At 64.8% G+C, this 24,899-nt stretch carries 29 protein-coding genes; 8 read left to right on the top strand and 21 right to left on the bottom strand.

What is annotated here, in order from left to right; genetic code table 11:
- Positions 1-161: 161 nt before the first annotated feature.
- A complete protein-coding gene (cysS, locus tag O1Y97_RS20110; protein WP_318762138.1) occupies positions 162-1,598 on the bottom strand; it encodes a cysteine--tRNA ligase in 1,437 nt (478 codons plus the stop codon).
- Between the two features lie 348 nt (positions 1,599-1,946).
- Between cysS and O1Y97_RS20115 the strand changes: the two genes are divergently transcribed.
- The gene (locus tag O1Y97_RS20115) at positions 1,947-2,102 is read left to right on the top strand and encodes a transcriptional regulator (RefSeq protein ID WP_108608735.1); all 156 of its coding nucleotides are present in this window, start codon (positions 1,947-1,949) and stop codon (positions 2,100-2,102) included.
- Here the strand turns inward: O1Y97_RS20115 and O1Y97_RS20120 are convergent.
- Both O1Y97_RS20120 and O1Y97_RS20125 read right to left on the bottom strand, forming a co-directional pair.
- Positions 2,085-2,705: a LysE/ArgO family amino acid transporter gene (locus O1Y97_RS20120; protein WP_318762139.1), complete on the bottom strand. Its 621-nt coding sequence runs from the start codon at positions 2,703-2,705 to the stop codon at positions 2,085-2,087. The two genes, O1Y97_RS20115 and O1Y97_RS20120, sit on opposite strands and share 18 nt — an antisense overlap.
- 20 nt (positions 2,706-2,725) lie before the next feature.
- A complete protein-coding gene (locus O1Y97_RS20125) occupies positions 2,726-3,505 on the bottom strand; it encodes an SOS response-associated peptidase (protein ID WP_318762140.1) in 780 nt (259 codons plus the stop codon).
- 115 nt (positions 3,506-3,620) lie between these two features.
- On the opposite strand from O1Y97_RS20125, the gene O1Y97_RS20130 reads away from it, so the two are divergent.
- The 4 genes from O1Y97_RS20130 to O1Y97_RS20145 all read left to right on the top strand — a co-directional run bounded on the left by O1Y97_RS20130 (position 3,621) and on the right by O1Y97_RS20145 (position 5,865).
- Positions 3,621-4,043, top strand: coding sequence for an NUDIX hydrolase (locus O1Y97_RS20130; protein WP_318762141.1), 423 nt, complete (start codon positions 3,621-3,623; stop codon positions 4,041-4,043).
- 58 nt (positions 4,044-4,101) lie between these two features.
- On the top strand, positions 4,102-4,479 hold the full coding sequence (locus O1Y97_RS20135; protein WP_318762142.1) for a TIGR02301 family protein: 378 nt from the start codon (positions 4,102-4,104) through the stop codon (positions 4,477-4,479).
- Positions 4,480-4,612: 133 nt separating this feature from the next.
- Positions 4,613-4,870: a hypothetical protein gene (locus O1Y97_RS20140; protein WP_055978591.1), complete on the top strand. Its 258-nt coding sequence runs from the start codon at positions 4,613-4,615 to the stop codon at positions 4,868-4,870.
- Positions 4,871-5,052: 182 nt separating this feature from the next.
- Positions 5,053-5,865 (top strand): hypothetical protein, encoded by an 813-nt coding sequence (locus tag O1Y97_RS20145; RefSeq protein WP_318762143.1) that lies wholly within the window; start codon positions 5,053-5,055, stop codon positions 5,863-5,865.
- Between the two features lie 272 nt (positions 5,866-6,137).
- Here the strand turns inward: O1Y97_RS20145 and O1Y97_RS20150 are convergent, their stop codons facing one another.
- The gene (locus tag O1Y97_RS20150) at positions 6,138-7,469 is read right to left on the bottom strand and encodes a dihydroorotase (RefSeq protein WP_318762144.1); all 1,332 of its coding nucleotides are present in this window, start codon (positions 7,467-7,469) and stop codon (positions 6,138-6,140) included.
- 71 nt (positions 7,470-7,540) lie between these two features.
- On the opposite strand from O1Y97_RS20150, the gene ygfZ reads away from it, so the two are divergent.
- On the top strand, positions 7,541-8,395 hold the full coding sequence (gene ygfZ, locus O1Y97_RS20155) for a CAF17-like 4Fe-4S cluster assembly/insertion protein YgfZ (protein ID WP_318762145.1): 855 nt from the start codon (positions 7,541-7,543) through the stop codon (positions 8,393-8,395).
- Entirely contained in the window at positions 8,395-9,006 is a 612-nt protein-coding gene (locus O1Y97_RS20160) for an HD family hydrolase (protein ID WP_318762146.1), read from the top strand. Before ygfZ ends, O1Y97_RS20160 begins: the two co-directional genes overlap by 1 nt.
- Here O1Y97_RS20160 and O1Y97_RS20165 read toward each other — a convergent pair whose 3' ends face one another.
- From O1Y97_RS20165 to O1Y97_RS20215, 11 genes are all read right to left on the bottom strand, one after another.
- A complete protein-coding gene (locus O1Y97_RS20165) occupies positions 9,007-9,633 on the bottom strand; it encodes a glutathione S-transferase family protein (protein ID WP_318762147.1) in 627 nt (208 codons plus the stop codon). It abuts the gene before it with no gap.
- Positions 9,634-9,768: 135 nt separating this feature from the next.
- Complete coding sequence (locus O1Y97_RS20170; RefSeq protein ID WP_318762148.1) at positions 9,769-10,869, bottom strand: low temperature requirement protein A; 1,101 nt, start codon at positions 10,867-10,869, stop codon at positions 9,769-9,771.
- A gap of 86 nt (positions 10,870-10,955) precedes the next feature.
- Complete coding sequence (locus O1Y97_RS20175; RefSeq protein ID WP_108609972.1) at positions 10,956-11,339, bottom strand: DUF4087 domain-containing protein; 384 nt, start codon at positions 11,337-11,339, stop codon at positions 10,956-10,958.
- A gap of 84 nt (positions 11,340-11,423) precedes the next feature.
- Positions 11,424-11,696, bottom strand: a complete 273-nt coding sequence (locus O1Y97_RS20180; protein ID WP_318762149.1) for a DUF3303 domain-containing protein — start codon at positions 11,694-11,696, stop codon at positions 11,424-11,426.
- A gap of 62 nt (positions 11,697-11,758) precedes the next feature.
- Complete coding sequence (locus tag O1Y97_RS20185) at positions 11,759-12,550, bottom strand: SDR family NAD(P)-dependent oxidoreductase (protein WP_318762150.1); 792 nt, start codon at positions 12,548-12,550, stop codon at positions 11,759-11,761.
- Position 12,551: 1 nt separating this feature from the next.
- Positions 12,552-13,118: an SRPBCC family protein gene (locus O1Y97_RS20190; protein ID WP_318762151.1), complete on the bottom strand. Its 567-nt coding sequence runs from the start codon at positions 13,116-13,118 to the stop codon at positions 12,552-12,554.
- Positions 13,115-13,504: an ArsR/SmtB family transcription factor gene (locus O1Y97_RS20195; protein WP_318764250.1), complete on the bottom strand. Its 390-nt coding sequence runs from the start codon at positions 13,502-13,504 to the stop codon at positions 13,115-13,117. Before O1Y97_RS20195 ends, O1Y97_RS20190 begins: the two co-directional genes overlap by 4 nt.
- A gap of 60 nt (positions 13,505-13,564) precedes the next feature.
- Complete coding sequence (locus tag O1Y97_RS20200; RefSeq protein ID WP_318762152.1) at positions 13,565-15,025, bottom strand: RimK family protein; 1,461 nt, start codon at positions 15,023-15,025, stop codon at positions 13,565-13,567.
- Complete coding sequence (locus tag O1Y97_RS20205; RefSeq protein ID WP_318762153.1) at positions 15,022-16,128, bottom strand: peptidase C39 family protein; 1,107 nt, start codon at positions 16,126-16,128, stop codon at positions 15,022-15,024. The genes O1Y97_RS20200 and O1Y97_RS20205 overlap by 4 nt, the downstream gene beginning before the upstream one ends.
- Before the next feature lie 178 nt (positions 16,129-16,306).
- Entirely contained in the window at positions 16,307-17,101 is a 795-nt protein-coding gene (locus tag O1Y97_RS20210; RefSeq protein WP_318762154.1) for an anti-sigma factor family protein, read from the bottom strand.
- Positions 17,098-17,616, bottom strand: a complete 519-nt coding sequence (locus tag O1Y97_RS20215; protein ID WP_183262263.1) for an RNA polymerase sigma factor — start codon at positions 17,614-17,616, stop codon at positions 17,098-17,100. Before O1Y97_RS20215 ends, O1Y97_RS20210 begins: the two co-directional genes overlap by 4 nt.
- Before the next feature lie 227 nt (positions 17,617-17,843).
- On the opposite strand from O1Y97_RS20215, the gene O1Y97_RS20220 reads away from it, so the two are divergent.
- Entirely contained in the window at positions 17,844-19,085 is a 1,242-nt protein-coding gene (locus O1Y97_RS20220; RefSeq protein ID WP_318762155.1) for an MFS transporter, read from the top strand.
- Between the two features lie 25 nt (positions 19,086-19,110).
- Here the strand turns inward: O1Y97_RS20220 and O1Y97_RS20225 are convergent, their stop codons facing one another.
- The 6 genes from O1Y97_RS20225 to recO all read right to left on the bottom strand — a co-directional run bounded on the left by O1Y97_RS20225 (position 19,111) and on the right by recO (position 24,869).
- On the bottom strand, positions 19,111-19,533 hold the full coding sequence (locus O1Y97_RS20225) for a type II toxin-antitoxin system VapC family toxin (RefSeq protein WP_318762156.1): 423 nt from the start codon (positions 19,531-19,533) through the stop codon (positions 19,111-19,113).
- Positions 19,530-19,775, bottom strand: coding sequence for a type II toxin-antitoxin system VapB family antitoxin (locus O1Y97_RS20230; protein WP_318762157.1), 246 nt, complete (start codon positions 19,773-19,775; stop codon positions 19,530-19,532). Before O1Y97_RS20230 ends, O1Y97_RS20225 begins: the two co-directional genes overlap by 4 nt.
- A 106-nt stretch (positions 19,776-19,881) precedes the next feature.
- Complete coding sequence (locus O1Y97_RS20235) at positions 19,882-20,511, bottom strand: outer membrane protein (protein WP_318762158.1); 630 nt, start codon at positions 20,509-20,511, stop codon at positions 19,882-19,884.
- Between the two features lie 304 nt (positions 20,512-20,815).
- Positions 20,816-23,566: a DUF2339 domain-containing protein gene (locus O1Y97_RS20240; protein ID WP_318762159.1), complete on the bottom strand. Its 2,751-nt coding sequence runs from the start codon at positions 23,564-23,566 to the stop codon at positions 20,816-20,818.
- A gap of 26 nt (positions 23,567-23,592) precedes the next feature.
- Positions 23,593-24,111: a PaaI family thioesterase gene (locus O1Y97_RS20245; RefSeq protein WP_318762160.1), complete on the bottom strand. Its 519-nt coding sequence runs from the start codon at positions 24,109-24,111 to the stop codon at positions 23,593-23,595.
- Complete coding sequence (gene recO / locus O1Y97_RS20250) at positions 24,108-24,869, bottom strand: DNA repair protein RecO (protein WP_318764251.1); 762 nt, start codon at positions 24,867-24,869, stop codon at positions 24,108-24,110. Before recO ends, O1Y97_RS20245 begins: the two co-directional genes overlap by 4 nt.
- Between the last annotated feature and the right edge of the window lie 30 nt (positions 24,870-24,899).

Genomic DNA, 24,899 nt, shown 5'->3' on the forward strand with positions numbered 1-24,899 from the left:
GGGGAGATTGGCAGCGGCGATCGCACCGCCCCTTCGGCAACGTCGGTGGTTAGCGAAAGTCGACGTGACAGCTGATCTCCCCCCTTGCGGGGGAGATGTCCGGCAGGACAGAGGGGGGCGCTGTCCCGCAGCCCTTGCCACCCTGTGCCGCGCCGCCATCATCACCGCTTCACTTCCCACGTCGTCACACGCTCACCACTCACCGGATCCTTGCCATCCTTGAGCTGCACGCCCTGGGCCAAAAGCTCGTCGCGGATGCGGTCGGCCTCGGCCCAGTTCCTGGCGGCAATGAAGGCCAGACGTTCGGCGATGAATTTCGCAACCTCACCTTCGTCAACCTCGGCCGCGTCGAGCCCGAATCCCAGGAACAGCAGCGCGGCCTTCAGGCTGGCTGCCGCGTCGACGTTCCCAGCCGCTTCGCCGGCCAGCTGCGACATGCCCTGAAAGACACTCGACGTCGCCAGGTCGTCGCTCAGCGCGGCAACCAGCCCAGCGGGAACCTCGGCCTCGGCCCCGCCGGCGCCGTCCGCCGCACGCTTCCACTTACGCAGCGTGTTTTCCGCCTCTTCGAGCTTGCGCACGGAAAAGTCGATCGGCTCGCGGTAGTGCGTCATCAGCATCGCCAGCCTCAGCACCTCGCCCGGCCATTTGCGGCCACCGAAATTCTCCGTCGCCAGCAATTCCTGGATCGTGAAGAAGTTGCCCAGGCTCTTGGACATCTTCTGGCCCTCGACCTGCAGGAAGCCGTTGTGCATCCAATAGTTAGCCATCACCTCGGTGCCGTGGGCGCAGCGCGACTGGGCGATCTCGTTTTCATGGTGCGGGAAGATCAGGTCGAGCCCGCCGCCATGGATATCGAAGACCTCGCCGAGATAGGCCGACGCCATCGCCGAGCACTCGATATGCCAGCCCGGACGGCCTCGGCCCCAGGGGCTGTACCAGCCCGGCTCCTCGGCCGAAGACGCCTTCCACAAGACGAAGTCGCCAGGGCTCTTCTTGTGCGCCTCGACCTCGACGCGGGCGCCGGCCTGCTGCTCGTCGAGATTGCGCTTCGACAGTTGGCCGTAGTCTTCCATCGAGCCGGTATCGAACAGCACTTCACCTTGTGCTTCATAGGCATGGCCGCGTTCGATGAGACTGAGAATCAAGGTGATCATGTCGGCGCGGCCGTCGGCGCGCGGCTGCACGAACTCCGTCGCCCGCGGCTCGACTGTCGGCTCGAGGCAGCCCAGCGCCTTGACGTCGGCCTGGTACTGGTTGGCGGTCTTTTCGGTGACGCGCCTGATCGCCTCGTTAAGCGGCAGATCGGGGAAGTCGCGCAGGGCGCGCGCGTTGATCTTGTCGTCGAGGTCGGTGAGGTTGCGCACATAGGTGACGGCATCCGCGCCATAGACGTGGCGCAGCAGCCGAAACAGCACGTCGAAGACGATCGCCGGGCGGGCATTGCCGATATGGGCGAAGTCGTAAACGGTCGGCCCGCAGACATACATCCGCACGTTTTGCGGATCGATCGGCACGAAGTCCTCCTTCGTGCGCGTCAGCGTGTTGGTAAGCCGAAGGCCCCGAAACGCACCGGACTTCATCATTGAATCAGACATAAAACTCCCCTGGCCTGCTGGCCCGGGCGTTTGACCTGTCTCGTGTGAAGATGAGGCGAAAACGTCCTGACCAGCGCGAACGCTAGCCAATAATGCAAATGCCGAAAATGGCGAAAGACGTTTTCATCACCGGCTTTATCGCCTCGCGGGCGTGTTGCCGTCAAGACGCTGCGTCATGAAACTTTACCGCGCAAACCGGAACAGAAGCAGTACTGAAACAATTTATTAAATATCCCGGCACTGTAATGAAACATTGCCCGGATAAAAGGCGCCGCATGCCACGAATTCGACCCAATCAGTGAGCATTTGCAGCCGCTCTCAACACAGTTGACGTAAGGGAAGAGACCAATGAAACGAAAACAATCCGAACAGGACCGAGCGCGTAGCCAGTACGCAGAACTCACCAAGCACTACCGGGCCATCGGCCCCGCAGCAATTCTTGCCGCGCTGATCTGCGCGCCCAAGAAAGACAAGCAGTCTCCCAAGCTAAGCAAGGCGGCTTAGCAGGCTCAAGCCGATCGCGGCCATCACTAGGCCGATCAGGAGATCGAGCACGCGCCACGCGGCAGGCCGGGCAAAGACCGGCTCGAGCAGCCGGGCGCCATAGCCGAGCCCGAAGAACCACACGAACGACGCCGTTGCAGCGCCCAGCCCATAGGCAAGGCGTGCCTGACCTTCATAGGCGGCCGACAGGCCGCCGAGCAGAACCACCGTGTCGAGATAGACATGCGGGTTGAGGAAGGTGAAAGCGAGACAAGCGGCAATCGCCGGCCACAGCCTGGCCTCGCCGCTTTTGGCCGCCTTGAGCACCTCGGGCTTCATCGCACGTCGGAAGGCGATCGCCGCATAAGTAAACAGGAACAGCGCTCCGCCCACCGTCACGGCCATGATCAGCCGCGGCGACTGGGCGATCAGCGTGCCGAGCCCGGCGACGCCGGCGGCGATCAGCAAGGCATCCGAGGCCGCGCAGATCAAACTCAGAATGAAGACGTGCTGGCGCAGCAGCCCCTGGCGCAGGATAAACGCGTTCTGCGCGCCGATCGCAATGATCAGCGACGCACCGAGCAGGAAACCGGAGATGGCGGCGGACAGGACTGGCGTGGACACACCGCCGTTCTAGCGTCTGGTCAGAACAGTTTCATCTGGTCGTCGTCGCTGGACTTACGCTTTTCCACTTTTGGCTTCGCGGCCAGTTCAGGTGCTGCCTCCGGCAACGGTTCGACCCGGTCCTGGATCTCGGGGCCGACGTTGGCCACCTTGTTGACCATCTCCGACACCGGGATCTGCTCGAAGAAGTCGGGCTGCGCCGGCCGCATCAGTTCGGCCACGTCGCGCGGCTCCTGCGTACGACAGTCGAGCCAGCGGGCAAAATCCTCCGGCTGGATCACCACCGGCATGCGGTCGTGGATGTGCAGGATGTCGGCGCTGGCGCCGGTGGTCAGGATCGCCGCCGTGTCGATCTCCGAGCCGCCCGGCTCGCTCCAGGTTTCCATCAAACCGGCAAGCGCCACCAGTCCGCCCTTGCGCGGCCTGAGCCAGTAAGGCTGGCGCCGGTTGCCCGGCAGCTTTTTCCACTCGTAGAAACCCGAGACCGGGATCAGCGCCCGCCGATGACGCATCGCGGTCTTGAACGAGGCCTTTTCGATTGCCGATTCGGAGCGCGCGTTGAACAGCAGCGGCATGTCGGCCGGATTCTTCGTCCAGCCCGGAATCAGTCCCCACCGCGCCAGCATCGCCATGCGGTCGGGCAGGTTCGAGCCCGGCGGGCGCTGCGGGCCGGCCATCACCACCAGGATCGGCTGTGTCGGCGCCACATTGTACCGCGGGGGAAAGCTCTCGAGCTCGCCTATGCCGACAAAGGCCGCCGTCTCCTCCGGCGAGGCTATCACCGCTATTCGTCCGCACATCGGCTCATGTCTCGCTTCATCGTCTGAAAGTGGCGATGGATCGCACCCGCCGCAACCGCTAAAGCGGATATGGCCGGCTGTTCCACAATGGAACGCGTTACCCAAGCGAGAGTTGATGATCGACGCGAAAATAGTCCCCGCCGTCTCCGTCGCCGTACTGCGCGACCGCTCGATCATGCTGGTGCGGCGCGGGCGCGCGCCGTCGAAGGGCCTCTATGCCTTTCCCGGTGGGCGTGTCGAAAGCGGCGAAACGCTCGAAGATGCCGCCCGCCGCGAACTGATGGAAGAGACCGGGATCGAAGTCGGCACGCTTGTTCCCTTGCGCGAGATCCTCATCGACAGCCGCGCCGAAGGTGCCTCGGTCTACCTGCTCACCGTCTTTGGCGCGCGCCATGTGCGCAGCGAGCCGGTGGCGGCTGATGACGCCGACGAAGCCGCTTTCTTCTCGCTCGCCGAGATCGAGCGCCTGCCGCTCACCGATTCGACGCTGGAGATCGTGCTCGAACTGCTCGGCGGACAGGTCGCCTTGCCCGCATAGCGTTGGATAGCCGCGACTGTGGCCTTGCGGGCGACAAATTGTTTCGCCACAAAAGCTTATGATGCGCGCTTCGACCTACATCATGGCTATGATGCTCGCCGCAAGCGCCGTGCTTGCGGCGCCAGCGCGGGCCGTCGAAGCGCCGTTCGAACCGGGCCTTCTCAGGCTCGCCGAGGTTCTGGGCTCGCTGCATTTCCTGCGCAACCTCTGCGGCGAGAAAGGCACACAGTGGCGCGGCGAGATGGAAAAGCTGCTGCAGGCCGAGAACCCCTCGCCCGAACGCCGCGCCCGTTTCATCGCGTCCTTCAACCGCGGCTACCGTTCGTTCGACGGCACCTACACCGCCTGCACGCCGTCAGCGACCGAAGCCATCGGGCGCTACATGAAGGAAGGCGAAGCGCTCAGCCGCGACATCGCCTCCCGCTACGGTAATTAACAGGCTATTTACTTTCCCGGCATTGCCTGCCGTACACGGACGGGCGATTGTGTTAGGTGTCTTAACGGGACATTAAAGGGATAGCTCAAGTTGATCCGAATCACCGGATCGCTTGGCAGGGTGAAAGACCGAAATGGAACAAAGCGTAAGCGATATCGACGCCCTGGTCCGGGAAGAAAAGCGCCTGACCGCCGTCGAGAGCCACAACGAGGCATGGGCGGAAGGCCTTTCCGCCGGCATCGAGCCCGAGATCATCGCCGAAGCCGCCCTTGCCACCGCCTTCGCCGAGATCGTGGCCGCCAATGGCGAGCGCGCCGCGCTGGCCATGCTCGACCGCATGCGCGCCAAGGTCGAAGCCGGCGAGTTCGAGCCGCTGCGCCTGCGGCATTGAGCGCTATCCCGGTTCTTTGACTAGCCGACACGGTTTCGGCATCATGCCGGCACATCACTGGCATCGGCCTGCGACCCGAATCGCGTTTCGGCGAGCACGATGCGCAGGTTTTGCAGTTTAGGGCGCCAATCGCGCATCCGGATCGGATGCACGGCGCCTGGGAAGACCGGAGCGTAATTCTGATGCGGCCAAAGACTGAAATTACGGCCCGCGGCGCGTTGCGCATCGCGGCTCTCGGCCTTGCCGCTTCGTTTGCCCTTTCGCTGACCGCCGCCAGCGCTCTTGCACTGAGTGAGATCAAGCGCGAAGAGATCCCAGCGCCCGTCACCCCGCCTGCAACAGATGAGGGCACTGGGCCTGAAAACTCGGTGCCGATGCCCGACCCGATCCAGGCGCCTCCGGCGGCCAGCGCGCCTGGCGGAAGCGAAGAAGCGCCCGAAGATCAACCGGCCGAGCCGCAGGACCCCGAGCCGGACGCGCCCGACGCCACGGGGCCCGCCGCGCCGCATCTCGATCCCGATGGCCCGCTGCCCGAGATCGTCTACGACCTCAGCCGCCTGCCAGAGCCCGTCGCGCGCATGCGCAACCTGCTTGTCGAGGCGGCCAAGACCGGCGACATCGAAAAGCTCCGGCCGCTGATCGGCCAGGGCGAATCCATGCCGCAACTGTCGTTCGGCGAGATCGAGGGCGACCCGATCGCCTTTATCAAGGGCTTGTCCGGCGACGGCGAAGGCCAAGAGTTGCTCGCCATCATGGAAGAGGTGCTGAACGCCGGCTACGTGCATCTCGGCGAAGGCACCGACGAGGACCTTTATGTCTGGCCCTATTTCTTCGGCATCCCGCTCGAAAAGCTCGACGCGCGCCAGAAGGTCGAGCTGTTCAAGATCGTGACCGCCGGCGACTACGAGGACATGAAGCAGTACGGCACATATGTCTTCTACCGTCTCGGCATCACGCCGGACGGCCGCTGGGCGTTCTTCGTCGCAGGCGATTGATTCTTTTTCCCTTCGCCCCTTTTACGGGGAGAAGGTGGCCCGAAGGGCCGGATGAGGGGCAGCGCCTCGAGCCTCAGTTGGCGCGTGTAGGCACGCCCTGATCAGCAGTCGCCGGCTCTAGGCGCTAGACGATGCCGTGACGGTGGCGACGTCAGAACCGGTCAAGAAAAGCGGACCTAGCCCACGGGTCGACACATCGCGTCGGTGTGGTCGCAGCGTACTGCGACCTCCCTCACCCGGTCCCCGGGTTATCGCACAAGGGGGAGAAGAACCTACCGCACCACCGCTTCCGAAAACTCCACCGCCCTGCCCTGCGACGGCGTGGTGATCTCGCCCTGCCACATCACGCGGATGCCGCGGACGATGGTGCCGACCGGCCAGCCGGTGACCTGCTTGCCGTCATAAGGCGTCCAGCCGGCCTTCGAACCGGCCTGGGCGTTGGTGATGGTTTCCTTGCGCTTCATGTCGACGACGGTGAAGTCGGCGTCGTAGCCGGCGGCGATGCGGCCCTTGCGCGCCATGCCGAAGATGCGGTTGGGACCGTGGCTCGCGAGATCGACGAAACGCTCCAGCGTCAGCCGACCGGCATTCACGTGGTCGAGCATGATCGGCACCAGGGTCTGCACGCCTGTCATGCCCGAGGGCGAGGCCGGATAGGGTTTTGCCTTTTCGGCGAGCGTGTGCGGCGCGTGGTCGGAGCCGAGCACGTCGACGACGCCCTGGCCGATGCCGTGCCAGATGCCGTCGCGGTGGCGGGCGGCGCGCACCGGCGGGTTCATCTGCAGCAGCGTGCCGAGGCGGGCATAATCGTCCGCGCTCATCGTCAGGTGGTGCGGCGTCGCCTCGCAGGTGGCAACATCCTTGTGGTGTTCAAGGAAGGCGATCTCCTCGGCCGTCGAGATGTGCAGCACGTGGATGCGCGCGCGCTCCTGCCGCGCGATCCGCACCAGGCGCTCGGTGCACTGGAGCGCGGCGATCTCGTCGCGCCAGATCGGGTGCGAGGACGGGTCGTTCTCGACGCGCAGGCCCTGGCGCTCGCGCAGGCGGAACTCGTCCTCCGAGTGGAAGGCGGCGCGACGGCGGGTGTTGCGCAGGATGGAGGCCACGCCCTCGTCGTCCTCGACCAGAAGATCGCCGGTGGACGAGCCCATGAACACCTTGATGCCGGCAGCGCCCGGCAGGCGTTCGAGTTCGGCCACGTCTTTCGCGTTCTCGCGCGTGCCGCCGACCCAGAATGCGAAGTCGCAATGCATGCGCGCCGTCGCGCGGCTGACCTTGTCGGCAAGAGCTGCCTCGCTCGTCGTCAGCGGGTTGGTGTTGGGCATCTCGAAGACAGCGGTGACACCGCCCAGCACCGCCGCGCGCGAACCGCTCTCCAGATCTTCCTTGTGCTCCAGTCCCGGCTCGCGGAAATGCACCTGGCTGTCGACCACGCCGGGCAAGATATGCAGGCCGACGCAATCGATGGTCTCGCCGGCCGATGCGCTGCCCAGATCGCCGATGGCGGCGATCCGGCCATTGGTGACGCCGACGTCGCGGACGCCGATGCCGTCATGATTGACGACCGTGCCGCCCTTGAGGATGAGATCGAAGGTGGTAGCCATGTCGCGCGTGCCCTTGTCTGGGAATTGCCTGCGGCTTACGTAATGGCTCTCAGAAATGCAAGATCAGGTCCATGCCGACAGCCACTCTCGCAGACCGCGCCATCATCGATGTTTCCGGCCCCGATGCCGAGCATTTCCTTCAGAACATCCTGACGCTCGACCTGGATGCGCTGGGCGACCGTGCAGCCAGGCCAGGCGCGCTGCTCGCCCCGCAGGGCAAGATCATGTTCGATTTCCTGGTATCGCGCAGCGGCGAAAACGCGCTCCGACTCGAATGCCGCGCCGACATCGCCGACGATTTCGTCCGCCGCCTGACGCTCTACAGACTGCGCGCGAAAGCCGAAATATCGAAGCAGGATCAACCTGATATCGCTGTCTCATGGCAAGATGATTCAGCTGCCTCGCAATCTGATTCAACTGTCCGCGACAGCCGCTTCCTGTCCCCCGTCTTCCGCCACTATGGCGCAGCACCCGTCGCCGATGCCAGCGAAGCCGATTGGCACGCCTTCCGCATCGCCAACGGTGTCGCCGAGAGCGGCCCCGACTACGCGCTCAGCGATGCCTTCCCGCACGATGTGCTGCTCGACCTGATGGGAGGCGTCGGCTTCAAAAAAGGCTGTTTCATCGGCCAGGAAGTCGTATCGCGCATGCAGCATCGCGGCACCGCCCGGCGGCGCGTGCTTCTGGTCTCGGCTGCTTCCGACCTCCCCGCGCCCGGTACCGACCTCGTCTCCGGCGGCAAGCTGATCGGCACCCTCGGCTCGGTTTCGGGCACGACGGGCATCGCCATCGCCCGCATCGACCGGGTGAAGGCCGCGCTCGACGCAGGCGCCGAAATCACCGCCGGCGACGTTGCCATCACCCCCGCAATCCCTGGCTGGGCTGGCTTCACCTATCCGGAAGCCGCCAGCGCGGAAGACGCCTGATGGCCGATCGTCCCGGCGCCCCGCCGCGTGCCTGGCAACGCATGCTGTCGAGTCGACGGCTCGACCTGCTCGACCCCTCGCCGCTCGACGTCGAGATATCGGACATCGCCCACGGCCTCGCCCGCGTCGCCCGCTGGAACGGCCAGACCTCGGGCGACTACGCCTTTTCCGTGGCGCAGCATTCGCTGATTGTCGAAGAGATCTTCCGCAGGATCGTGCCGGCCGCCTCGCCGGACGCGCAACTCGCCGCCCTGCTGCACGATGCGCCGGAATATGTCATCGGCGACATGATCTCGCCGTTCAAGTCGGTGGTCGGCGGCGGCTACAAGGCTTGCGAGGAGCGGCTGCAGCACGCCATCCACCTGCGCTTCGGCCTGCCGGCCGAGATCGGTGTGGGCCTGAAGAAGGACATCAAGCGCGCCGACCAGATAGCTGCCTATTTCGAGGCAACCGGGCTTGCAGGCTTTGCGGTGAACGAGGCGACCGAGTTCTTCGGCCGACCGCGCGGCATCACCATCGACGGGCTCGACCTTGCACCGCAGCCGGCAAAACGCGTGCAGGACACGTTCCTCGAACGCTTCGCGGCGATCGAAAAACAGCGCTGCAGGTAGTCAAGCCGGCGGGATGAACTCCTGGCTGATCTCCTGGAACACCGGCATCGCCTCCAGCCGTGCGGCGTCGGCAGCGAGCGCGGGGAAATCAACCATGTTCAGCAGCCCCTGATGCGCATCGTTGATAAAGCGCAGCACGCACGCCACCCCGATATCGGCGTGGCCGATGCGGTCGCCGAACCAGTAGTCACTGTCCCGTCCCGCACGATCGGCTTCGAGTACTGCCAGCACGTCCGTGATCTGCGTGCGGCAGCGCTCCACCCAGACGGTCGATACCTCCTTGTGCAGCCGCCGCTCGTAGAACAGGCTGACAGCCTTGTCGCCCAGCCCCATCGCCAGCGCCGAGACCTTCAGTGCCTGATGGCGCGCCGGCTCGGCAATCGGGAACATCGCCAGCCCGCCTGGCGCCAGGCTGTCGAGATAGTCGAGGATGGCGTGGCTCTCGATCAGCACCTCGCCATTGTCGAGAACCAGCGTCGGCACCCGCGTCAGCGGGTTGTAGGCGCGGATCTTGTCGGCGTCACCAAACGCCGACCAAGGCTCGTGCGTGAAGGCAATGCCATAAAGCCGGAGTGCTACGCCGACGCGGCGGACGAATGGGCTGTCATACTGGCCGATGAGGATCATGGTGCGCCTTCCGACTGTTCAGGGCAGATCGAACGCCATGGCCGGGCGCCGGTCAAGCCTTCGCATGCCGCACCGGCTGCCCCCTGAGTTCGAGCACCGTCACCAGCATCATGACCACGGTCGTGGCCGCGCCGATCAGCAGCGGCGACATGTGGCTGGCGAAGGCACCATCGCGGCAAGGATCGCCAGGCCGATGATATGCGACAGCGGCGGGCGGCCGACAACATAGCGCTTGAACAGCAGATTGCCGACCAGATAAAGCGCCGAGCCGCCGATGGAGGTCCAGATCACGGCTGCCTCCGCATGACCGAGCGGGTGAGCGAGAATCAGCTCGTCCGACACGGCCACCACGATGATGCCGGCTACCAGCAGCACGGGGATATAGGTGTAGGCGACACGGGCGATCCGCCCCTTGTCCGTGGCCGACGAAATGCGGTGATGCGCTGCCTCCTGGCCGACATTGAAGTAGATCAGCCACATCGCTACCGAGGCGAAGAAGGTCGTCAGGAAGGCCGCGAAATTGACCCATGTCCATTCGAGTTCGGCAAAGGTTGCGCCCGAGACGAGGATCGATTCGCCCAGTGCGATGATGATGAACAGCCCATTGCGCTCAGCCATATGGTCGGGATCGACGTCCCAGTCGGCGGTCGTTGAGGCGCCGTGCCACGGCGTCCAGAACCCGCAGGCCGGCGAAATGAGTTCTATTGCCAGCGCTACGGCCCAGATCGCAAAACGGTTCTCGGGACTGGCAATGCCACCGGCGATCCAGAACACGCTAGCCAGACAGACCCAGATGGCGATCCGTACGAAATTGGTATGATTTGCAGGATTGTGACGCCTGAGCGCCCACATCATGAACAGGGTGCGGCCCAGCTGCATGAACACATAGGCGGCAGCGAACTGCAGCCCGCGCCCCTCGAATGCCTCGGGGATCGACGTCGACAGCATCAGCCCGCCGAGCATCAGCGCGAACATCATGCCACGCACCGGCCGGCGGTTGGGGTCGAGCCAGTTGGTCACCCAGGCGGTGTAATTCCACACCCACCACACGGCGACGAGCATCAGTACCGCTTCGAGCGTGCCTTCGAGCGACAGGTCCTTGAGCAGGAAATGCGACAGCTGCGTCACCGCAAAGACGAAGACAAGATCAAAGAACAGTTCGACGAACTCGACCCTGGCGCTTTCGCCCTCGCGCCGCTCGCGCTGATAGTTGTGGCTCGCGCCGGTCAATGCCATGTCCGTCCCCTCTTATGCACGATCAAAATGGCCGTTCCGGGCGGCCGCAACTCAGGCCAACGCATCGCGTCGTTCCGACCCGATGGTCAATCCGGTGGCGGTGGCAGCGACCTGTCGGCCTTGCATTTGCGCAACGGCAGGATGTCGCCGGCAAACACCTTGGTGATGCGCTGCTGTCTGGCGTCGGTTTCGACGGTCATGCAGGCGCAGCCATAGCCGTAGCCAGCCCCCGGCACATTGGTCTCGACAAACTGCCTAGGATCGAAGTCCGGCGCCTTGTCAACGTCGAAGGCATCGGCTCCGTCCGCCTCGCCCTGCGAGGTGATCGTCCACGTGGCGTCCTTGTCGATGAGCCAGAGATTGCCCGGCGTCGGGCTTGCATACCAGCCGCAGCGCCGTTCAGCCGCCGAAGCCGCGGTCAGCGACGCGACGACGAGTGCTCCAGCTGCAAGGAAGAGAATCCGCCGCATGCGTGCCTCCAGCGCTTCGGCAGGAAAACAAGCCGTGAGGTCATTTGCAAGCGTCGATTGATACGACGGGCGACCACACCCGCGTCAGAGATGCGGGGCAAGCCCCGCGGCGGTGTCCTTGCTCGTCGCCACAGGCACGATCTCGAAGCCGACGATGTCGGCCCATTCGACGACCCAGCGCTGGAGCAGCGTCACGTCGTCGGCTTCCACCAGCATGAAGCAACGGCTCATGTCGGCCGCGATCCAGCTGTGGTGGACGACGAAACCCTCCGGCGCGAGCCGCCCCTTGTCGCGAAACGGGCGATAGATCGCCTTCGGGTCGCGCCCGCGAAAATCCTCGATGACAAAGAAAAGCATGTCGTCCGTGTCCCGCTCTCCGTTGAGAAGATCAGGGGACGCGGGAATTGGCAAGGCAGCGGTCAGTCGACCAGCGTGCCGCAACTCAGATTGGCGATCGCACCCGTCATTGCCCCCGCGCGGTCGGAGGCAACGAAGGCAGCGAAATCGCCGATCTCCGCCAAGGTCGGAAAGCGCCGGAGCAACGGCCCCGACGCTGCACGGGCGGCGAGCATGTCGTCAACGCTCATGCCCGCGCGCTCGGCAAAGCCCTCGAAAGCGCTGCGCACATGCGACGCGGCCAAAGATTCGGGGATGGCGTCCGGGCGGAGGCAGATCACCCTTATGCCGCGCGGACCAAGCTCGCCGGCGAGGATGCGCGACAGCGCTTCGACCGCGGCACTGGCGACGCCGTTGCCGAGGAAGCCCACGCCTGACAGCCGCGCGCCTGGCGTCGACAGGGTCAGGATCACGCCCTTGCCCCGCATGTGCGGCGCGACGGCTTTTGCGGTGACGAAGTTGCTCCTGGCATAACCCGCGACCGGCGTCTCGAAATCGGCAAGCGACAGTTCGCCGAACGGCGTGCCCTGCACATGGGCAATGCCGACCGCATTCATGGCGATGTCGATGCCGCCGGCCTGTGTCGCCACTTCGGCGGCATGGCGCTCGACCGCCTCCTCGTCAAGCGCGTCCAGCACCGCCGTTTCGGCAAAGCCGCCTTCAGTGCGGATCTGGCCCGCGACCATTTCCAGCCTGTCCGGCGTGCGCCCGGCCAGGAACACGCGGGCGCCGTCGCGGGCAAATGCCCTGGCCGCGGCCCCTCCGATCGCGCCACCGCCGCCATAGACGATGGCCGTCCTGTTCTTGAGCAGCATCTCACCCTCCCTTGGCAGCCGTCTGCGAGCCGTCGATGCGCCGGCCGTACTCGGCCACGAGCCGCGTATGCGTCCTCCAGAAGCCGTCGGGCTCGCTGCCTTCCAGCCTGGCTGCCAATATGTCGAGATGGGTGTGCCAGCCGGCGGCGACGTTCAGCAGTGCACCGTCTTCGGCGAGACGGCGGTGGGTCACCGTCAGCAGCACCTTGCCGTTGCGGGTTGCCAGTTCGAAGCGCACTTCCGAGCTTTCGCCCGGTGCGCCGCCCCAGCTGTAAGCGAGCAGATGCGGCGGCTCGCAGGCGATGACCTCGCCAGGCACCCGATGCTCGGCGAAGGCGGCCATGTGTGCCGGCGGCGGATCGTCGTTGCGGGTCAAATCGGAATTGCGGAAGACGTTTTCGACATGTCCGCCAAGCTTCAGCTCCATCGGCCCGGCGGCGAGCCACTGCCGGCGGTTGTCCGAGTCGGTCAGATAGCTCCAGATGCGCTCGATAGGCCCAGGCAGCAGACGTTCGATGCGCACCGCGCCGGGTTCGGTGACGATGCCATAAGAAGTGTGGATGTTCATGACTTACTCCCTTTCTTCTTCGCGTCAGTGTTTGTTTCGGTTTGCTTCTTCGCCTCGCCGCGATCCTCGGCCACCAGAAGGGCTTCGAGGACATCGAGTTGCTGGTTCCAGAACTTCTCGTAGTGCCGCATCCATTCGACGCCGGCATGCATGGGCAGCGCGTCGAGGCTGCAGACGTGCGTGCGCCCCTGGACGCTGCGTTTCACCAGCCCCGCCTTTTCCAGCACCTTGATGTGCTTGGACGCCGCGGCCAGCGACATGTCGAAGGGTGCTGCCAGGTCGCCAACATTGCGCGGCCCCCTGGCCAGCCCGTTGAGCATCGCCCTGCGGGTCGGGTCGGACAGCGCGTGAAAAATTGTGTCGAGACGTTCTGAATCTTCAACCATAAGGTTGAATGTAGCGCCACCATTCCGGATAGTCAACCATTTGGTATAACGATTTTCAGGCTACTTGCCGTTGCGCTCCAGCCGGTCGAGGAACCACTGGGTCAGACGTACCCAGATCTCGTCCTTCTCGCCCGAATCCTCGACGCCGTGGTCGAGGTTGGGGTTGTCGTTGACCTCGATGACGAACACGCCGTCCTTGGTCTCCTTGAGGTCGACGCCATAGAGCCCGTCGCCGATGCAGCGCGCGGCGCGCACGGCGGTGTCGATGACATGTGCCGGTGCATGCTTGAGCGTGAACGTCTTGATGCCGCCCTCGACCGGCTTGCCCTTGCTGTCGTGATTGACGATCTGCCAGTGCTTCTTGGCCATCAGGTAGTGGATGGCAAACAGCGGCTGGCCGCCGAGCACGCCGACGCGCCAGTCATATTGCGTCGGCATGAATTTCTGGGCGATCAGCAGGTCGGAATCCTCGAGCCACGCCGTCGCCAGCGCCTTCAGCTCGTCGAAGTTCGACGCCTTCTTGACGCCGCGCGAGAACGAGCTGTCGGGAATCTTCAGCACCAGCGGAAAGCCGAGCGTATCGGCCGCCAGCTGCAGGTCCGACAGTCCGGCGATCATCACAGTCGGCGGCACCGGCACGTTGTTGTAGGCCATCAATTCGTTGAGATAGACCTTGTTGGTGCAGCGGATCATCGACAGCGGGTCGTCGATGACAGGCATGCCCTCCTGCTGTGCGCGGCGGGCGAAGCGGTAGGTGTGGTTCGAGATCGACGTCGTCTCGCGAATGAACAGCGCGTCGTAGTTGGCGAGCTTGGCGAGGTCCTTCTTGGTGATCGGCTCAACCTCTACGCCCATCTTCTCGGCGATGCGGGCCCAGTGGCGCAGCGACGAGATCGCCGACGGCGGCAGCTGCTCGTGTGGGTCTATCAGGGTGGCAAAGGTGAAGCGCGAAGGCGTGCGGGCCTTGGTGTCGCGCCATTCCCGGCTGGTATAGGTGTCGAGGGCAGCCACGAAACGCTTCTTGTCGGCGTCGTCGAGCCGCCCGAGCGCAGCAAAGCCGATCTTGTGGATCGACGCCCATTCGCCGTCCTTGATCGCCACTTCCAGCGCCGGCGCGCGGAACCAGTCGAACAGAAGCTTGGCAAAACGATCCCAGGCCTTGGACGGGCCGATGCCGAAGAAGATCGTCGCCTTGGCCGGAAAGCTGCCGCCCAGATCCTTGCGGCATTTGTTCAGCGCCAATTCCAGTTCCGGCAGCGCGTTTTCGTAGAGCTTGCGCTCCGACAGGTCGATCATCGTCTCGACCGTCGGGATCACCTTGTGCCCGCGGGAGCTCGCCAGCAGCGAGGCGTAGTAACCCCGGCTCTGGTAGCTGTAGCGGTTCGACAGGTTGATCACCTTCGGCCGCTGGCCGCGAAACAGCGAGGGATGCGCGAGATAGTCGCGATTCGTAATGATCTTGTGCGGCGTCGCCGTCTGGTCGAGATCGCTTTGGCGGCCGGTAAGAATGACCCAGGTCATCGTTTCCTAAGCTTTCCGAGAATGATCGCGGCGCGCAGGCCATCGCGGCCGAACTGCGCCATGCGCATGAAGATGTCGTAGGGAACCGGAATGTTGGCGGCGTCGGATGCCGTCTCGCGCTGTTCGTCCTCGATCCACGGGTCGTGGATCAGGATGTGGCCTCCATCGTCGCCGATGGCCAGCACCCAGTGCGGCACCTTCTTGCCGAACATCAGGAATCCCGAGATCAGCACCAGCACGAGCTTGCCTTCGGCGAGCCTCGACCTGATGTCGTCGATGCCGAACGGGCGGTAGGTTACAGGGATGGCGTATTTCTCGGCGCGGTTGCGGAAGTCGGCCTGCGCCAACTCCATGACCCGCCGCTTTTCGGCGGTGCGAACCGACTGCAAGAACAGCACGCCCTCCGCCGAGACGAGTATCTCGGTGCCGAGCCCGGCCTCGTGCGCCGCCACCGCAAGGCCAAACGGCTCGCAGCCGCCGGGCCCCGACATCATGAAGATGGTGGTCGCCTCGCGCCACAGCCGAACCTCCATCACAGGGTCCGGCACAAACTTGCGGTCGAAATTGGCCATCGCCATCATCAGGCAGCACGGCCCGCAGGTGAAGTCGCAGGTCTGGGCGTAGAACGGCACATTCGTGGCAATGGGCACGTCGCCGCGCAGCGTCTTTTCGAAGCGAAGTGCGGCCATGCCGTCTTCGTAGTAGTCGGGCTCGTGGCCGATCCTGCGATAGCCGTTCCGCTCGTAGAGGCCGATGGCGCGCTGATTGTCCTCGCGCACCTCGAGCCGCATCATCATGCGGCCGTGCCCATAGGCGACATGCTCGGCGGCATCGAGCAGGAGGCGGCCAAGCCCCTTGCCACCGAAATCCGGGCCGATGGCGAAGGAGTAAAGCCGCGCCACGCCGCTGCCCCTGCGAAACAGCACCATGGCGTAGCCGGCGACACGTCCGTCGACCTCGGCGACAAGCGCCTCGGCGGTTTCGTGATCGATCAGCTGGCGAAAGGAGCGGCGGGAAATCCTGTCGCCATCAAAGACGGCGTTCTCGATGGCGACGAGCGCATCGACATCTTCTGCGCGGGCCGTACGGATGTCGGCAACCATGCGGTTCTGAGGACCTCGATTGGGCGGAGAAATGCCCGGAAGGATATGCCCCTGCGAAGCACGCTCGCGCTCGCATTGCCAGCGCAGTCACGCCTCGATTCGGGCCTTATTGTGACATGACGCCCGGGCTGGAGGGATATGAATCTCGTAGGAAAGGACGCCGAAATATCGGTGCGTCCTATGACTGGCTCAGGCCCGCCCCTGCGAGCAATTGCTTGTATGCATCCTTCGCAACCAGCCGGAGTTCCGCTGGCGGCAGGGTTCCGACGACGGCGCAGCCATAGCCCTTTTCCTGCCAGTAGACGGCTTCGGGGCCACCGCCCGCGAGCGTATAAGTGCCCTTCGAGAGCTCGCTGCCGCCGGTGGTGACATAGACGGAAATACGATTGCCCTGCGCGTCGGCGTAAAGCATCAGCGCCGCCGTACTGCCTTCGGCCGGCACCAGGCGTCCGCCCAGGAGCTGGAAGCCATTGTCGCTGAGATCCGGCGCCACCAGCTTCAGCCCGGTCCGCTTCGACAGCCAGCCGGTCAGGTAGGCCGGATCGCTGCCGTCGACCTCGACCGGCCGGTTCTTGTCGGCGGCAAAGGTCTGATGCGCGGCAATCGCCAATTCGGCCATGCGATCGTCGGAATCGGGACCAAGGCCGAAACCGCTCGCTCCGACCAGATATCCGCCGAGACCGCCGGCGACCAGAAGTGCTGCCGCCGCAGCCATGCGCCACCATGGCGGCGTGCCCTTGCGCTTCGGCGCATCGCCCTTGACCACTGCCGTCAGCCGCGCCGGCACGGGCTCGTCGAGGACGCCCGTGAACAGGCCGCGCAAGGCGGCATTGTCGGCGGCGAAACGCAGGCTCCTCGCCTTCATGTCGGGATTGGCTTCCAGCCAGGCCTGGTAGGCGGCGCGCTCGTCCTCCGGCAGCTCGCCATCAAGCGCCAGGTGGATATCGCGGTCGGTGAAGCTGCGCGCGTTCATTTCTCGACGATCCTTATCGTCCGGCGCCGCGCCTGGTCGTCGAGCAGCGCCCGCAGTTCCTCGCGGCCCCGGGCAATGCGCGACATCAGCGTGCCGGCGGGCACGCCCAGCATCGTTGCCGCCTCGGCATAGGAAAATCCTTCGATGGCGACCATCACCAGTGCGGCGCGCCGGTCGGGGCTGATCTGCTGCAAGGCGTCGACGATTTCACGCGAGGCCGCGCTTTCAGCCTGGATGGCCGGCGTTGCCATCGCCTCGCCGGCGTCGAGCGGCAGGACCGCCGCTTCGCCGCGACGTTTCACCTTTCGCATCTGGTCGATGAACAGATGATGCATGATCGTAAACAACCACCTCCTGGGGCTTTCTCCCGTTCGCCAGTTGTCCAGGCGCATCAATGCCCGTTCGAGGCAATCCTGGACGAGATCATCGGCAGAGTCGCGGTCGCGCAGCAGCGCGCGCGCATAGCGCCGCAGGCGCGGGATTTCCTGAAGTATCGCTGCCTTCTTTTCTTCCATCACTGCGGATCGTGGATCGCCCTTTGAACGTGCTGATAGAACGCGCCTTGCCTCAGCGACGCAAGCGGCCGTCGAATTCAGCCGCCAATCACCCAAGCATGCAACTAACGCTTGCTGCGGCCCTCCTATTCCCATCCATCAGAAATGTTGAAGCATGCGCTAGTTCAATTGATTTTGAACATGCGATGGGATCGGCTAAAAGTGGCTTCCTCACGGGAGAAGCGACGATGACGGCAGCGGCGGCAACCACCAGGTGGGGCAATACGGTGCCGTGGCTGATTATCATCTGCGGCTGCCTGATCGCGGCGCTTACCTTCGGGCCGCGCTCGGCGATGGGCTTCTTCCAATTGCCGATGCTCGCCGAAAAAGGCTGGGACCGCACCACGTTCGGTCTCGCCATGGCGATCCAGAACCTGTGCTGGGGCCTGGGACAGCCGATCTTCGGTGCGATCGCCGACCGCTTCGGCACATGGCGCGTGCTGACGCTCGGCGCGGTGCTTTATGCGCTCGGCCTCTATCTGATGGCCTCTGCCGACAGCCCCGGCATGCTGCATCTCAGTGGCGGCGTGCTGGTCGGTCTCGGCGTCGCCGCCGGTTCTTTCAGCATCGTGCTGGCGGCCTTTGCCCGCAACACCAACCCGAACAACCGCAGCATGGTCTTCGGCATCGGCACCGCCGCCGGGTCGGCCGGCATGTTCATCTTCGCCCCGATCAGCCAGGGTCTGATCGATGCCTATGGCTGGTCCGATACGCTCGTCTACATGTCCATCGCCATGCTGGTCATCCCGGTGCTGGCGATCCCGCTGATCGGCAATTCCAGCTCGGGCAAGGTCTCCCAGTCCGAAATCCAGCAAACGCTCAGCCAGGCCCTGTCAGAAGCCTTCGGCCACAGGAGCTACATGCTCCTGGTTTCGGGCTTCTTCGTCTGCGGCTTCCAGGTCGCCTTCATCACCGCCCATTTCCCGGCCTATATCAGGGACATCGGCATCGACGCCCGCTATGCGGTGATCGCGCTCGCCCTGATCGGCTTCTTCAACATCATCGGCTCGCTTGCCTCCGGCATCATCGGCCAGAAGTACTCGAAACCCCGCTTCCTCGCCTGGATCTATCTCGCCCGGTCGGCACTCGTCGCGGCGTTCCTGCTGCTGCCGCAGACGCCGACCAGCGTCGTCATCTTCGCCATCATCATGGGGTTGCTCTGGCTGTCGACAGTGCCGCCGACCAATGGCCTCGTCGCCATCATGTTCGGCACCCGGCACCTCGGCATGCTGGGCGGCATCGTCTTCTTCTCGCACCAGATCGGCTCATTCCTCGGTGTCTGGCTCGGCGGCTACCTCTACGACCACTTCGGTTCCTACGATGCGGTGTGGTGGCTTGGCGTCGCCCTTGGGCTGTTCGCCGCCGCCGTCCACTGGCCGATCAAGGAACGGCCGGTCACCAGGCATCCGGCACTGGTGCCGGCGGAGTAGTACCGGTTCCTGGCCTGACGTCCGATCAGGCCAGGTCGGTCTGGGCGAAGTCGTTGCCTTTGTAGACTAGCTTCGCCTTCAACGCCTTGGCGCAGGCATAGGCAAAGCAGTCGCCGAAGTTGAGATCGGCGGAATGGCCGACCGCCATGCCGTAGCGTGTTGCGGCATCGACCGCCGCCCGTCCGATCTCATCCGAAATCGGGATCTCCTGGGCGTCGATCTCGACCATGAAGTCGTCAACCACCTGCCCTGCCTGCAAGACAAGCTCCGGGGCCGGCTTCCGGCCACCACCGGCCCTGGCCCGAGCAAGCGACATGATTGCTTCGAAACGAACCAGCGGCGAAACGTATCTCTCGCCGGCGGCGCTGGTGAGTTGCTTGACCAGTTCCTCCCAGCCCGGCTCCTGGTTGAGGACGGCAACGATGACGGACGCGTCGATGAAAATCACTCGCCGTCCCACATTTCGTCGGTGAACTTCTTCATGTCGAAGTCGCGGTCGGGCAGGCCCAGCTCCGCCACTCTCGCCTGCAGTTTGGCAAGGCGATTGCGCAGGGGGATATTGGCGCGGTTGCGAGCAAGCTCGTGAAGCAGTGCGGTCCGCACCGCTTCGGTCTTGCTCGCGGCGCCGGATACGGCCTGCAATTCGGCTGCCAGCGCATCGACTTCGTTATCTCTGATGTAGAGAGGCATCTGCATATCCCTTCTGGATATACAGATATTCCTCAACGCATATTCATTCAAGTATAAAAAAGGCGGGCATGACCTGCATGCCCGCCTTCGGAAGTGCCTAGGTCGTTCAGAACCGGTAGTTCAGGCCGGCCTTCAGCGTGTTGCTGTCGAGCTCGTCGGCCTGCTTGACGCCGCCGACGGTCGACCGCACCTTGCCATAGTCGACACGGTTGTACTCGATCTTGGCGGTGACCTTGTCGCTGATCGCCTGTTCGACGCCGGCGCCGAGCAGGAGGCCGCCTTCCCAGTTGCTGCCGGAGGTGACGTTGCGCCTGGCGTCAAATTTGGAGACGCCGTAGCCGGCGGTTCCGTAGACCAGCGTGCGATCTATCGCGACGCCGGCGCGGGCCTTGGCGGCGGCGTCGAACTTGCGCTCGAGCTGGGCGCCATTGGCGATGTTGTGGCGGGCGCCGTTGGAGAAGCTGGCGTCGGCCTCGGCGCCGTAGACGAACATTCCGGACTGGAAATTGGCGCCAACCTGGCCGCCAAGCTGCCAGCCGGTCTTGCTCGAGAACGGGTTCGGGAAACCGTCATTGGAAAGCCCGACATGGCCGCCACCATAGATGCCCGACCAGTCATAGGCGCCAGAGCTTTCCTGGGAGTAATCCGATGCCACGTCGGCCGCACTGGCAACGACGGGGGTGATAAAAGGCGCGAGGGCCGCGAAGAGGACGAAATACAGATTTCGCTTGGACATGATGTAGTGCTCCGAGATTGCTTGGGACAGCAAAGCCCGAGGCTTTGCTGTCCTGTGACGGGCTTCGACGCAGCGGCAAACGGGGGAGGAAGTCCGCAGGCCGAGTCCCGTGCGCCATATCATTGGCGCGAGGCGACCTTCGTCGCCATTCGTTGCCGAAACCTTGCGCGATCTTAATAAATGCCGATCCGATCAGGCAATCTTTCGGTAATGTTAACAGATGGTTAACGGCATGCGCACCAGGCATCGAAGGCAAGCCGTGCAGCGCTTCGACCTTCCGGCAATCTACATTGACTTCCTTGCGCTACGAGCGTGCCGCCCGCGTCAGCAGGCGCTGGTAGAACAGCCCGATGCCGATCAGCACAGCGCCCAGCCCGATGAAGGACAGCGCGCGCAGCACGCCTTCCAGTTCGGACATGTCGAACAGGAAGACCTTTGCCACGGCGATCGAGATCAACGCCGCCGAGGCGATGCGCAACACCTGCGACTTCAGCGTCACGCCGGCGACCAGCAGGCCGACGCCCATGGCAAGCCACAGCGCCGAATAGGAATAGGTCTCGACCTGGCCGAGGCCTGCCCACAGGCCGATATGCTCGCCCTGGAACAGCCGGCGCACCGACAGCGTGGCATAGGCAAAGGCGAGCAGTGCGGCGACAAAGGCCAGCATTGCCGAATACCATTTCGGCCGCTTGCCCCTGGCGTAGTACGCCAACGCTGCTGCTGCCAACGCCGGCAGAAGGTAGGCAAGGAGCAAGAGGTTGAACAACGGAATGCTGCCCGTGCCTTCGTCGGTGAACAGCGGATTGAGCACCAGGAAGTGCTGGCCCAGCACAGAAAGCACCGACAGCACGCCGATGGCGAGCGAGCCATAGCGCAGCACCGGGCTCGGCGAACGCATGTCGAGCGCCACCAGGATGCCGCCGCCGCCGAGCGCGATCAGCGTGTAGATCGCCTGTTCGGCCAGCGTCGGTGCGTCCGAGGTGATGACGCCGCCATTCATCGCATGGCGCACCAGCATCGCCACGGTCAGCAGCGAAAACAGGGCGGCCACCGCCTCCATGACCAGCCGCGGCCGGCCGTTGGTGGTGCGCGCCAGCTGCCAGGCGGCGAAGCCGAAAGCAATTGCCGGGATGCCGTAGCCGGGCAGGATCCAGTTGAAGACGGGCGTCATGCCGAGCCTGTCCGCCCCGACAACCGTCGGGTCGAAAGCGATCCGCGCCAAAACGGCAACCGCCGCCCCGACGCTCAGCCAGTTGAGCACCGGGTAGCCACGCTGCCGCGTCGCCAGTGCCGGAACCACCGCCGCAAGGCCAAGCAGGACCGTGGTCAGGCCCGAACCGAAGCCCATGTGGAGGGCCAGCAGCAGCGCCACCCCTGCCCCGCCAAGCACGAAGGAGACCGCCGGCCCGCCCTGGAGCGGCGGCTGTTCGGCACGGGCGATCCATTCGCCGCCGGCAATGAAGCCAGCGACCAGGACGGCTGAGATGAGCGCGCGCAGGAGATCGCGGTCGGGGTTGCCATAGGCGATCCACAGCGAAGTCAGCACGACCAGCGGCACCGCCACGCCCCACCCGGCCCAGGCTGCCGCGCGCCAGCGCGCCGTCGCCGCCAGCCGATGCGCGCTCCACAGGCCGGTGCCGGCAAAGACGAGCCCAAGCAGCCAGCCGATGCGGGTCAGCGACGTACCGGCGATCTCGATCGGCAGGCCCTCAACCATCAGCCCGCCGATCGGCAGGTCGAGCTCGAAGGTGCCGCCCAGCGCGTTGCGCAGATAGACCAGCACTGTCGCGATGCCTGCCGCAAACAGCAGCGAAACAGCAGCCGGCCGGTAAAGTGCCACCGCCAGCAAGCCGACCAATAGAATGGTCCCGCGCAGCGGCCCGCCGAGCGCGGCGTAGGTCGGGTGGATGAACAGCACCATGGCGGTCACGGCCACGAAAAACGCCGGCACCATCGACGGCCAGTCCAGCGCCGTCATGTCGTCGCGGCGTCCAAGCCAAAGCAGGGCGAGAGCTGCCAGCGTGACCGCACTGATGAACAGGACGATCGTGAAATCGGCCAATGGCGCATCGGCGAGGTAGAGCAGCGTCCACAGGCCGCTGCCTATGAAGGCTGCCCCCATCAGCAGCGACCATCTGCGCGTCCGGGCGACCGCCGCGGTCGCGACGAGAACGATGGCGAGGTAGCCGAATAGGGCCCAGAAATTGGGCGCCGCGGACGCAATCAGCGCCGGTGTCACCATCGCGCCAAGCAGGCCGAGGCCCGCCAGCGGCTGACCGTGGGCGAGTGCGGCGCCGATCGTCGCTACGCCGACGATGCCAAGCAGGACGAAGGCGGTTCCGGCACCGATGAAGCCATAGAGCCCGTGCGCGGCATAGATGGTGCCGAACAGGGTAAAGGCGCCTGCTGCCGTCAGGATCGCCGGGATATAGGCGCTGCCGCCATTCTGGATCGGCACGCGGAAGCCGGTGCGGCGGATGAACTCGCCGCCGCCGACCAGCACCAGGCCGAGCAGTGCAGCCATGGTCAGGCGCGCGCCGGGGCCGAACAGGCCGGATTCGATGGAAACTTTGATCAGGAACACGGCGCCGAAAGCGAGCGCCAGGCCGCCGACCCAAACAGCCCAGCGGGTACCTAGCGTGGTCTCGATATCGGGCGTCGCGCGCGCTGCTGCCTGCGCCCGCTCGGCCGCCGCAGCACCCCAAGGCCCGGACGCGGCCGCATCCGGCTCGGCATTCGCCGTCACGGGCAACTCTTCTACGGGCGCCGTCACTTCCGTAACTGCTTCTGGCGCCACTTCAGCTGCCGCAACAGGTTTCGCCGCGGCTGGCTGCTCGGCCACTTCAGCGGCCAAGGCCTCTGGCAAGGCCGCCTCGCTCACCGTCGCTGCCCTGACTTCCGCAGCCTTTGCGGCCGGTACCGGCACGGCCCCCGACAGCACCAGGCTGCGCAGCGCGCCCAGTTCGCGTTCGAGCAGGCCGAGACGAGACTGCTGCTTCGAAATGATGATGAACAGCGCGACAATGGCGATGACGCCCAGAAGGCTCTCAAGCATGGCCGTTCCCCCTCAGATTGGCCGGCTCACCGCGCCGCCAGATTGGCGACGGGAAAGATCGAACATGTTTCGGTGCCGAAGGCGAGCAGCTTGCCGTTGCTGTCCTTCAGCGTCGCCTCGGACACGGCGAGCGTGCGCCCTTTGTGGATCACCCTGCCTTCGCAGACGATCTCGCCGGTGTCGGGCGTGATCGGCCGCGTCAGGTTCACCTTGAACTCGACCGTGGTGTAGGCCTCGCCTTTTGCAAGCGTGCTGTGCACGGCGCAGCCGAGCGCCGAATCGAGCAGCGTCGCCGCCCAGCCGCCATGCACCATGCCGAGCGGATTGAGATGGCGCTTGTTGGGCGCGCCGCGAAACACCGCCCGCCCCTCTTCCACGCCGGTCAGGGCAAAATTCAGCACCGCGGCGATCGGCGGCGCCGGATAGAGACCGTCGACCACGCGCTGGAGCAGTTCCCTGCCGGAAAAAATATGCACGTCCTCATGCGGGATCGTGCCCAGGCCAAGCGGCGAGACATGGCCGGGAAACAGTTCGACGTCGCTCATGCGGCGGTGTCTCCACGGGAAATGGCTTGGGCAGCATAGAATTTCCTCAGCGCCATCAGCAGGCCGCTGCGGGCATCGGGCACCTCGATGCCGCGCGGCTCGTAGACGTGGCGGGCAAAGAAGAAGCTCGACAGCCGGAACGCATCCTCGATCGCCGCGAGGTCGGCCCCTTGCCGCGCGCCGCGCTGCAGGAACAGCGGCAGCGGGAGCAGCTTGTCGCGCCACGGCTCACCGGCGGCGTGCGACACGGCGCGGCCCGACTTCGGCGAGACATAGGTCAAATCCTCGATGGCGCCGGTGGCGGCACATTCGGAGAGGTCGAGACCGAAGCCGAGTTCGTCGAGCACCAGAAGCTCGAAGCGCACCACCAGTTCGCCGACAGCTTCGGCGTCGTTGAGATGCGCGATCAGGATCGCCAGCGTTTCGTAGAGACCGGCATGCGGGTCGCGCTCTGGCAAGAGCCTCAGATGCGCGGCCAGCGTCTGCAGGGCGTAGACGGCCACGGCACTGTCGATCAGCCTGGCGGCATTGAGCTCGATCGGCTCGGCCTGGAAAGTGCCGAGATGCTCGTCGAGCCGCGCCCGCCAGATCAGGTCGACGCGGTTGCCGGCCTGTAGCACGGGTTGCTGCTTGCGCGAGCGGCCGCCGCGCACCAGGCCGAGATGCCGGCCATGCGCACGCGTCATCACCTCGAGCACGGCCGAGGTTTCGCCATGCTTGCGGGTGCCGAGGATGATTCCTTCGTCGCGCCATTCCATGGCCGGACCATCAGCCGGTTGCGCGGCGAA

Source organism: Aminobacter niigataensis, assembly GCF_946995915.1.
Classification (GTDB): domain Bacteria; phylum Pseudomonadota; class Alphaproteobacteria; order Rhizobiales; family Rhizobiaceae; genus Aminobacter; species Aminobacter niigataensis.

Excerpts from the sequence above, each read along its gene's own strand:
- cysS (WP_318762138.1), bottom strand. The coding sequence starts at position 1,598 with ATGTCTGATTCAATGATGAAGTCCGGTGCGTTTCGGGGCCTTCGGCTT.
- O1Y97_RS20115 (WP_108608735.1), top strand. The coding sequence starts at position 1,947 with ATGAAACGAAAACAATCCGAACAGGACCGAGCGCGTAGCCAGTACGCA.
- O1Y97_RS20125 (WP_318762140.1), bottom strand. The coding sequence starts at position 3,505 with ATGTGCGGACGAATAGCGGTGATAGCCTCGCCGGAGGAGACGGCGGCC.
- O1Y97_RS20130 (WP_318762141.1), top strand. The coding sequence starts at position 3,621 with ATGATCGACGCGAAAATAGTCCCCGCCGTCTCCGTCGCCGTACTGCGC.
- O1Y97_RS20135 (WP_318762142.1), top strand. The coding sequence starts at position 4,102 with ATGATGCGCGCTTCGACCTACATCATGGCTATGATGCTCGCCGCAAGC.
- O1Y97_RS20140 (WP_055978591.1), top strand. The coding sequence starts at position 4,613 with ATGGAACAAAGCGTAAGCGATATCGACGCCCTGGTCCGGGAAGAAAAG.
- O1Y97_RS20145 (WP_318762143.1), top strand. The coding sequence starts at position 5,053 with ATGCGGCCAAAGACTGAAATTACGGCCCGCGGCGCGTTGCGCATCGCG.
- O1Y97_RS20150 (WP_318762144.1), bottom strand. The coding sequence starts at position 7,469 with ATGGCTACCACCTTCGATCTCATCCTCAAGGGCGGCACGGTCGTCAAT.
- ygfZ (WP_318762145.1), top strand. The coding sequence starts at position 7,541 with ATGCCGACAGCCACTCTCGCAGACCGCGCCATCATCGATGTTTCCGGC.
- O1Y97_RS20160 (WP_318762146.1), top strand. The coding sequence starts at position 8,395 with ATGGCCGATCGTCCCGGCGCCCCGCCGCGTGCCTGGCAACGCATGCTG.
- O1Y97_RS20165 (WP_318762147.1), bottom strand. The coding sequence starts at position 9,633 with ATGATCCTCATCGGCCAGTATGACAGCCCATTCGTCCGCCGCGTCGGC.
- O1Y97_RS20170 (WP_318762148.1), bottom strand. The coding sequence starts at position 10,869 with ATGGCATTGACCGGCGCGAGCCACAACTATCAGCGCGAGCGGCGCGAG.
- O1Y97_RS20175 (WP_108609972.1), bottom strand. The coding sequence starts at position 11,339 with ATGCGGCGGATTCTCTTCCTTGCAGCTGGAGCACTCGTCGTCGCGTCG.
- O1Y97_RS20180 (WP_318762149.1), bottom strand. The coding sequence starts at position 11,696 with ATGCTTTTCTTTGTCATCGAGGATTTTCGCGGGCGCGACCCGAAGGCG.
- O1Y97_RS20185 (WP_318762150.1), bottom strand. The coding sequence starts at position 12,550 with ATGCTGCTCAAGAACAGGACGGCCATCGTCTATGGCGGCGGTGGCGCG.
- O1Y97_RS20190 (WP_318762151.1), bottom strand. The coding sequence starts at position 13,118 with ATGAACATCCACACTTCTTATGGCATCGTCACCGAACCCGGCGCGGTG.
- O1Y97_RS20195 (WP_318764250.1), bottom strand. The coding sequence starts at position 13,504 with ATGGTTGAAGATTCAGAACGTCTCGACACAATTTTTCACGCGCTGTCC.
- O1Y97_RS20200 (WP_318762152.1), bottom strand. The coding sequence starts at position 15,025 with ATGACCTGGGTCATTCTTACCGGCCGCCAAAGCGATCTCGACCAGACG.
- O1Y97_RS20205 (WP_318762153.1), bottom strand. The coding sequence starts at position 16,128 with ATGGTTGCCGACATCCGTACGGCCCGCGCAGAAGATGTCGATGCGCTC.
- O1Y97_RS20210 (WP_318762154.1), bottom strand. The coding sequence starts at position 17,101 with ATGAACGCGCGCAGCTTCACCGACCGCGATATCCACCTGGCGCTTGAT.
- O1Y97_RS20215 (WP_183262263.1), bottom strand. The coding sequence starts at position 17,616 with ATGGAAGAAAAGAAGGCAGCGATACTTCAGGAAATCCCGCGCCTGCGG.
- O1Y97_RS20220 (WP_318762155.1), top strand. The coding sequence starts at position 17,844 with ATGACGGCAGCGGCGGCAACCACCAGGTGGGGCAATACGGTGCCGTGG.
- O1Y97_RS20230 (WP_318762157.1), bottom strand. The coding sequence starts at position 19,775 with ATGCCTCTCTACATCAGAGATAACGAAGTCGATGCGCTGGCAGCCGAA.
- O1Y97_RS20235 (WP_318762158.1), bottom strand. The coding sequence starts at position 20,511 with ATGTCCAAGCGAAATCTGTATTTCGTCCTCTTCGCGGCCCTCGCGCCT.
- O1Y97_RS20240 (WP_318762159.1), bottom strand. The coding sequence starts at position 23,566 with ATGCTTGAGAGCCTTCTGGGCGTCATCGCCATTGTCGCGCTGTTCATC.
- O1Y97_RS20245 (WP_318762160.1), bottom strand. The coding sequence starts at position 24,111 with ATGAGCGACGTCGAACTGTTTCCCGGCCATGTCTCGCCGCTTGGCCTG.
- recO (WP_318764251.1), bottom strand. The coding sequence starts at position 24,869 with ATGGAATGGCGCGACGAAGGAATCATCCTCGGCACCCGCAAGCATGGC.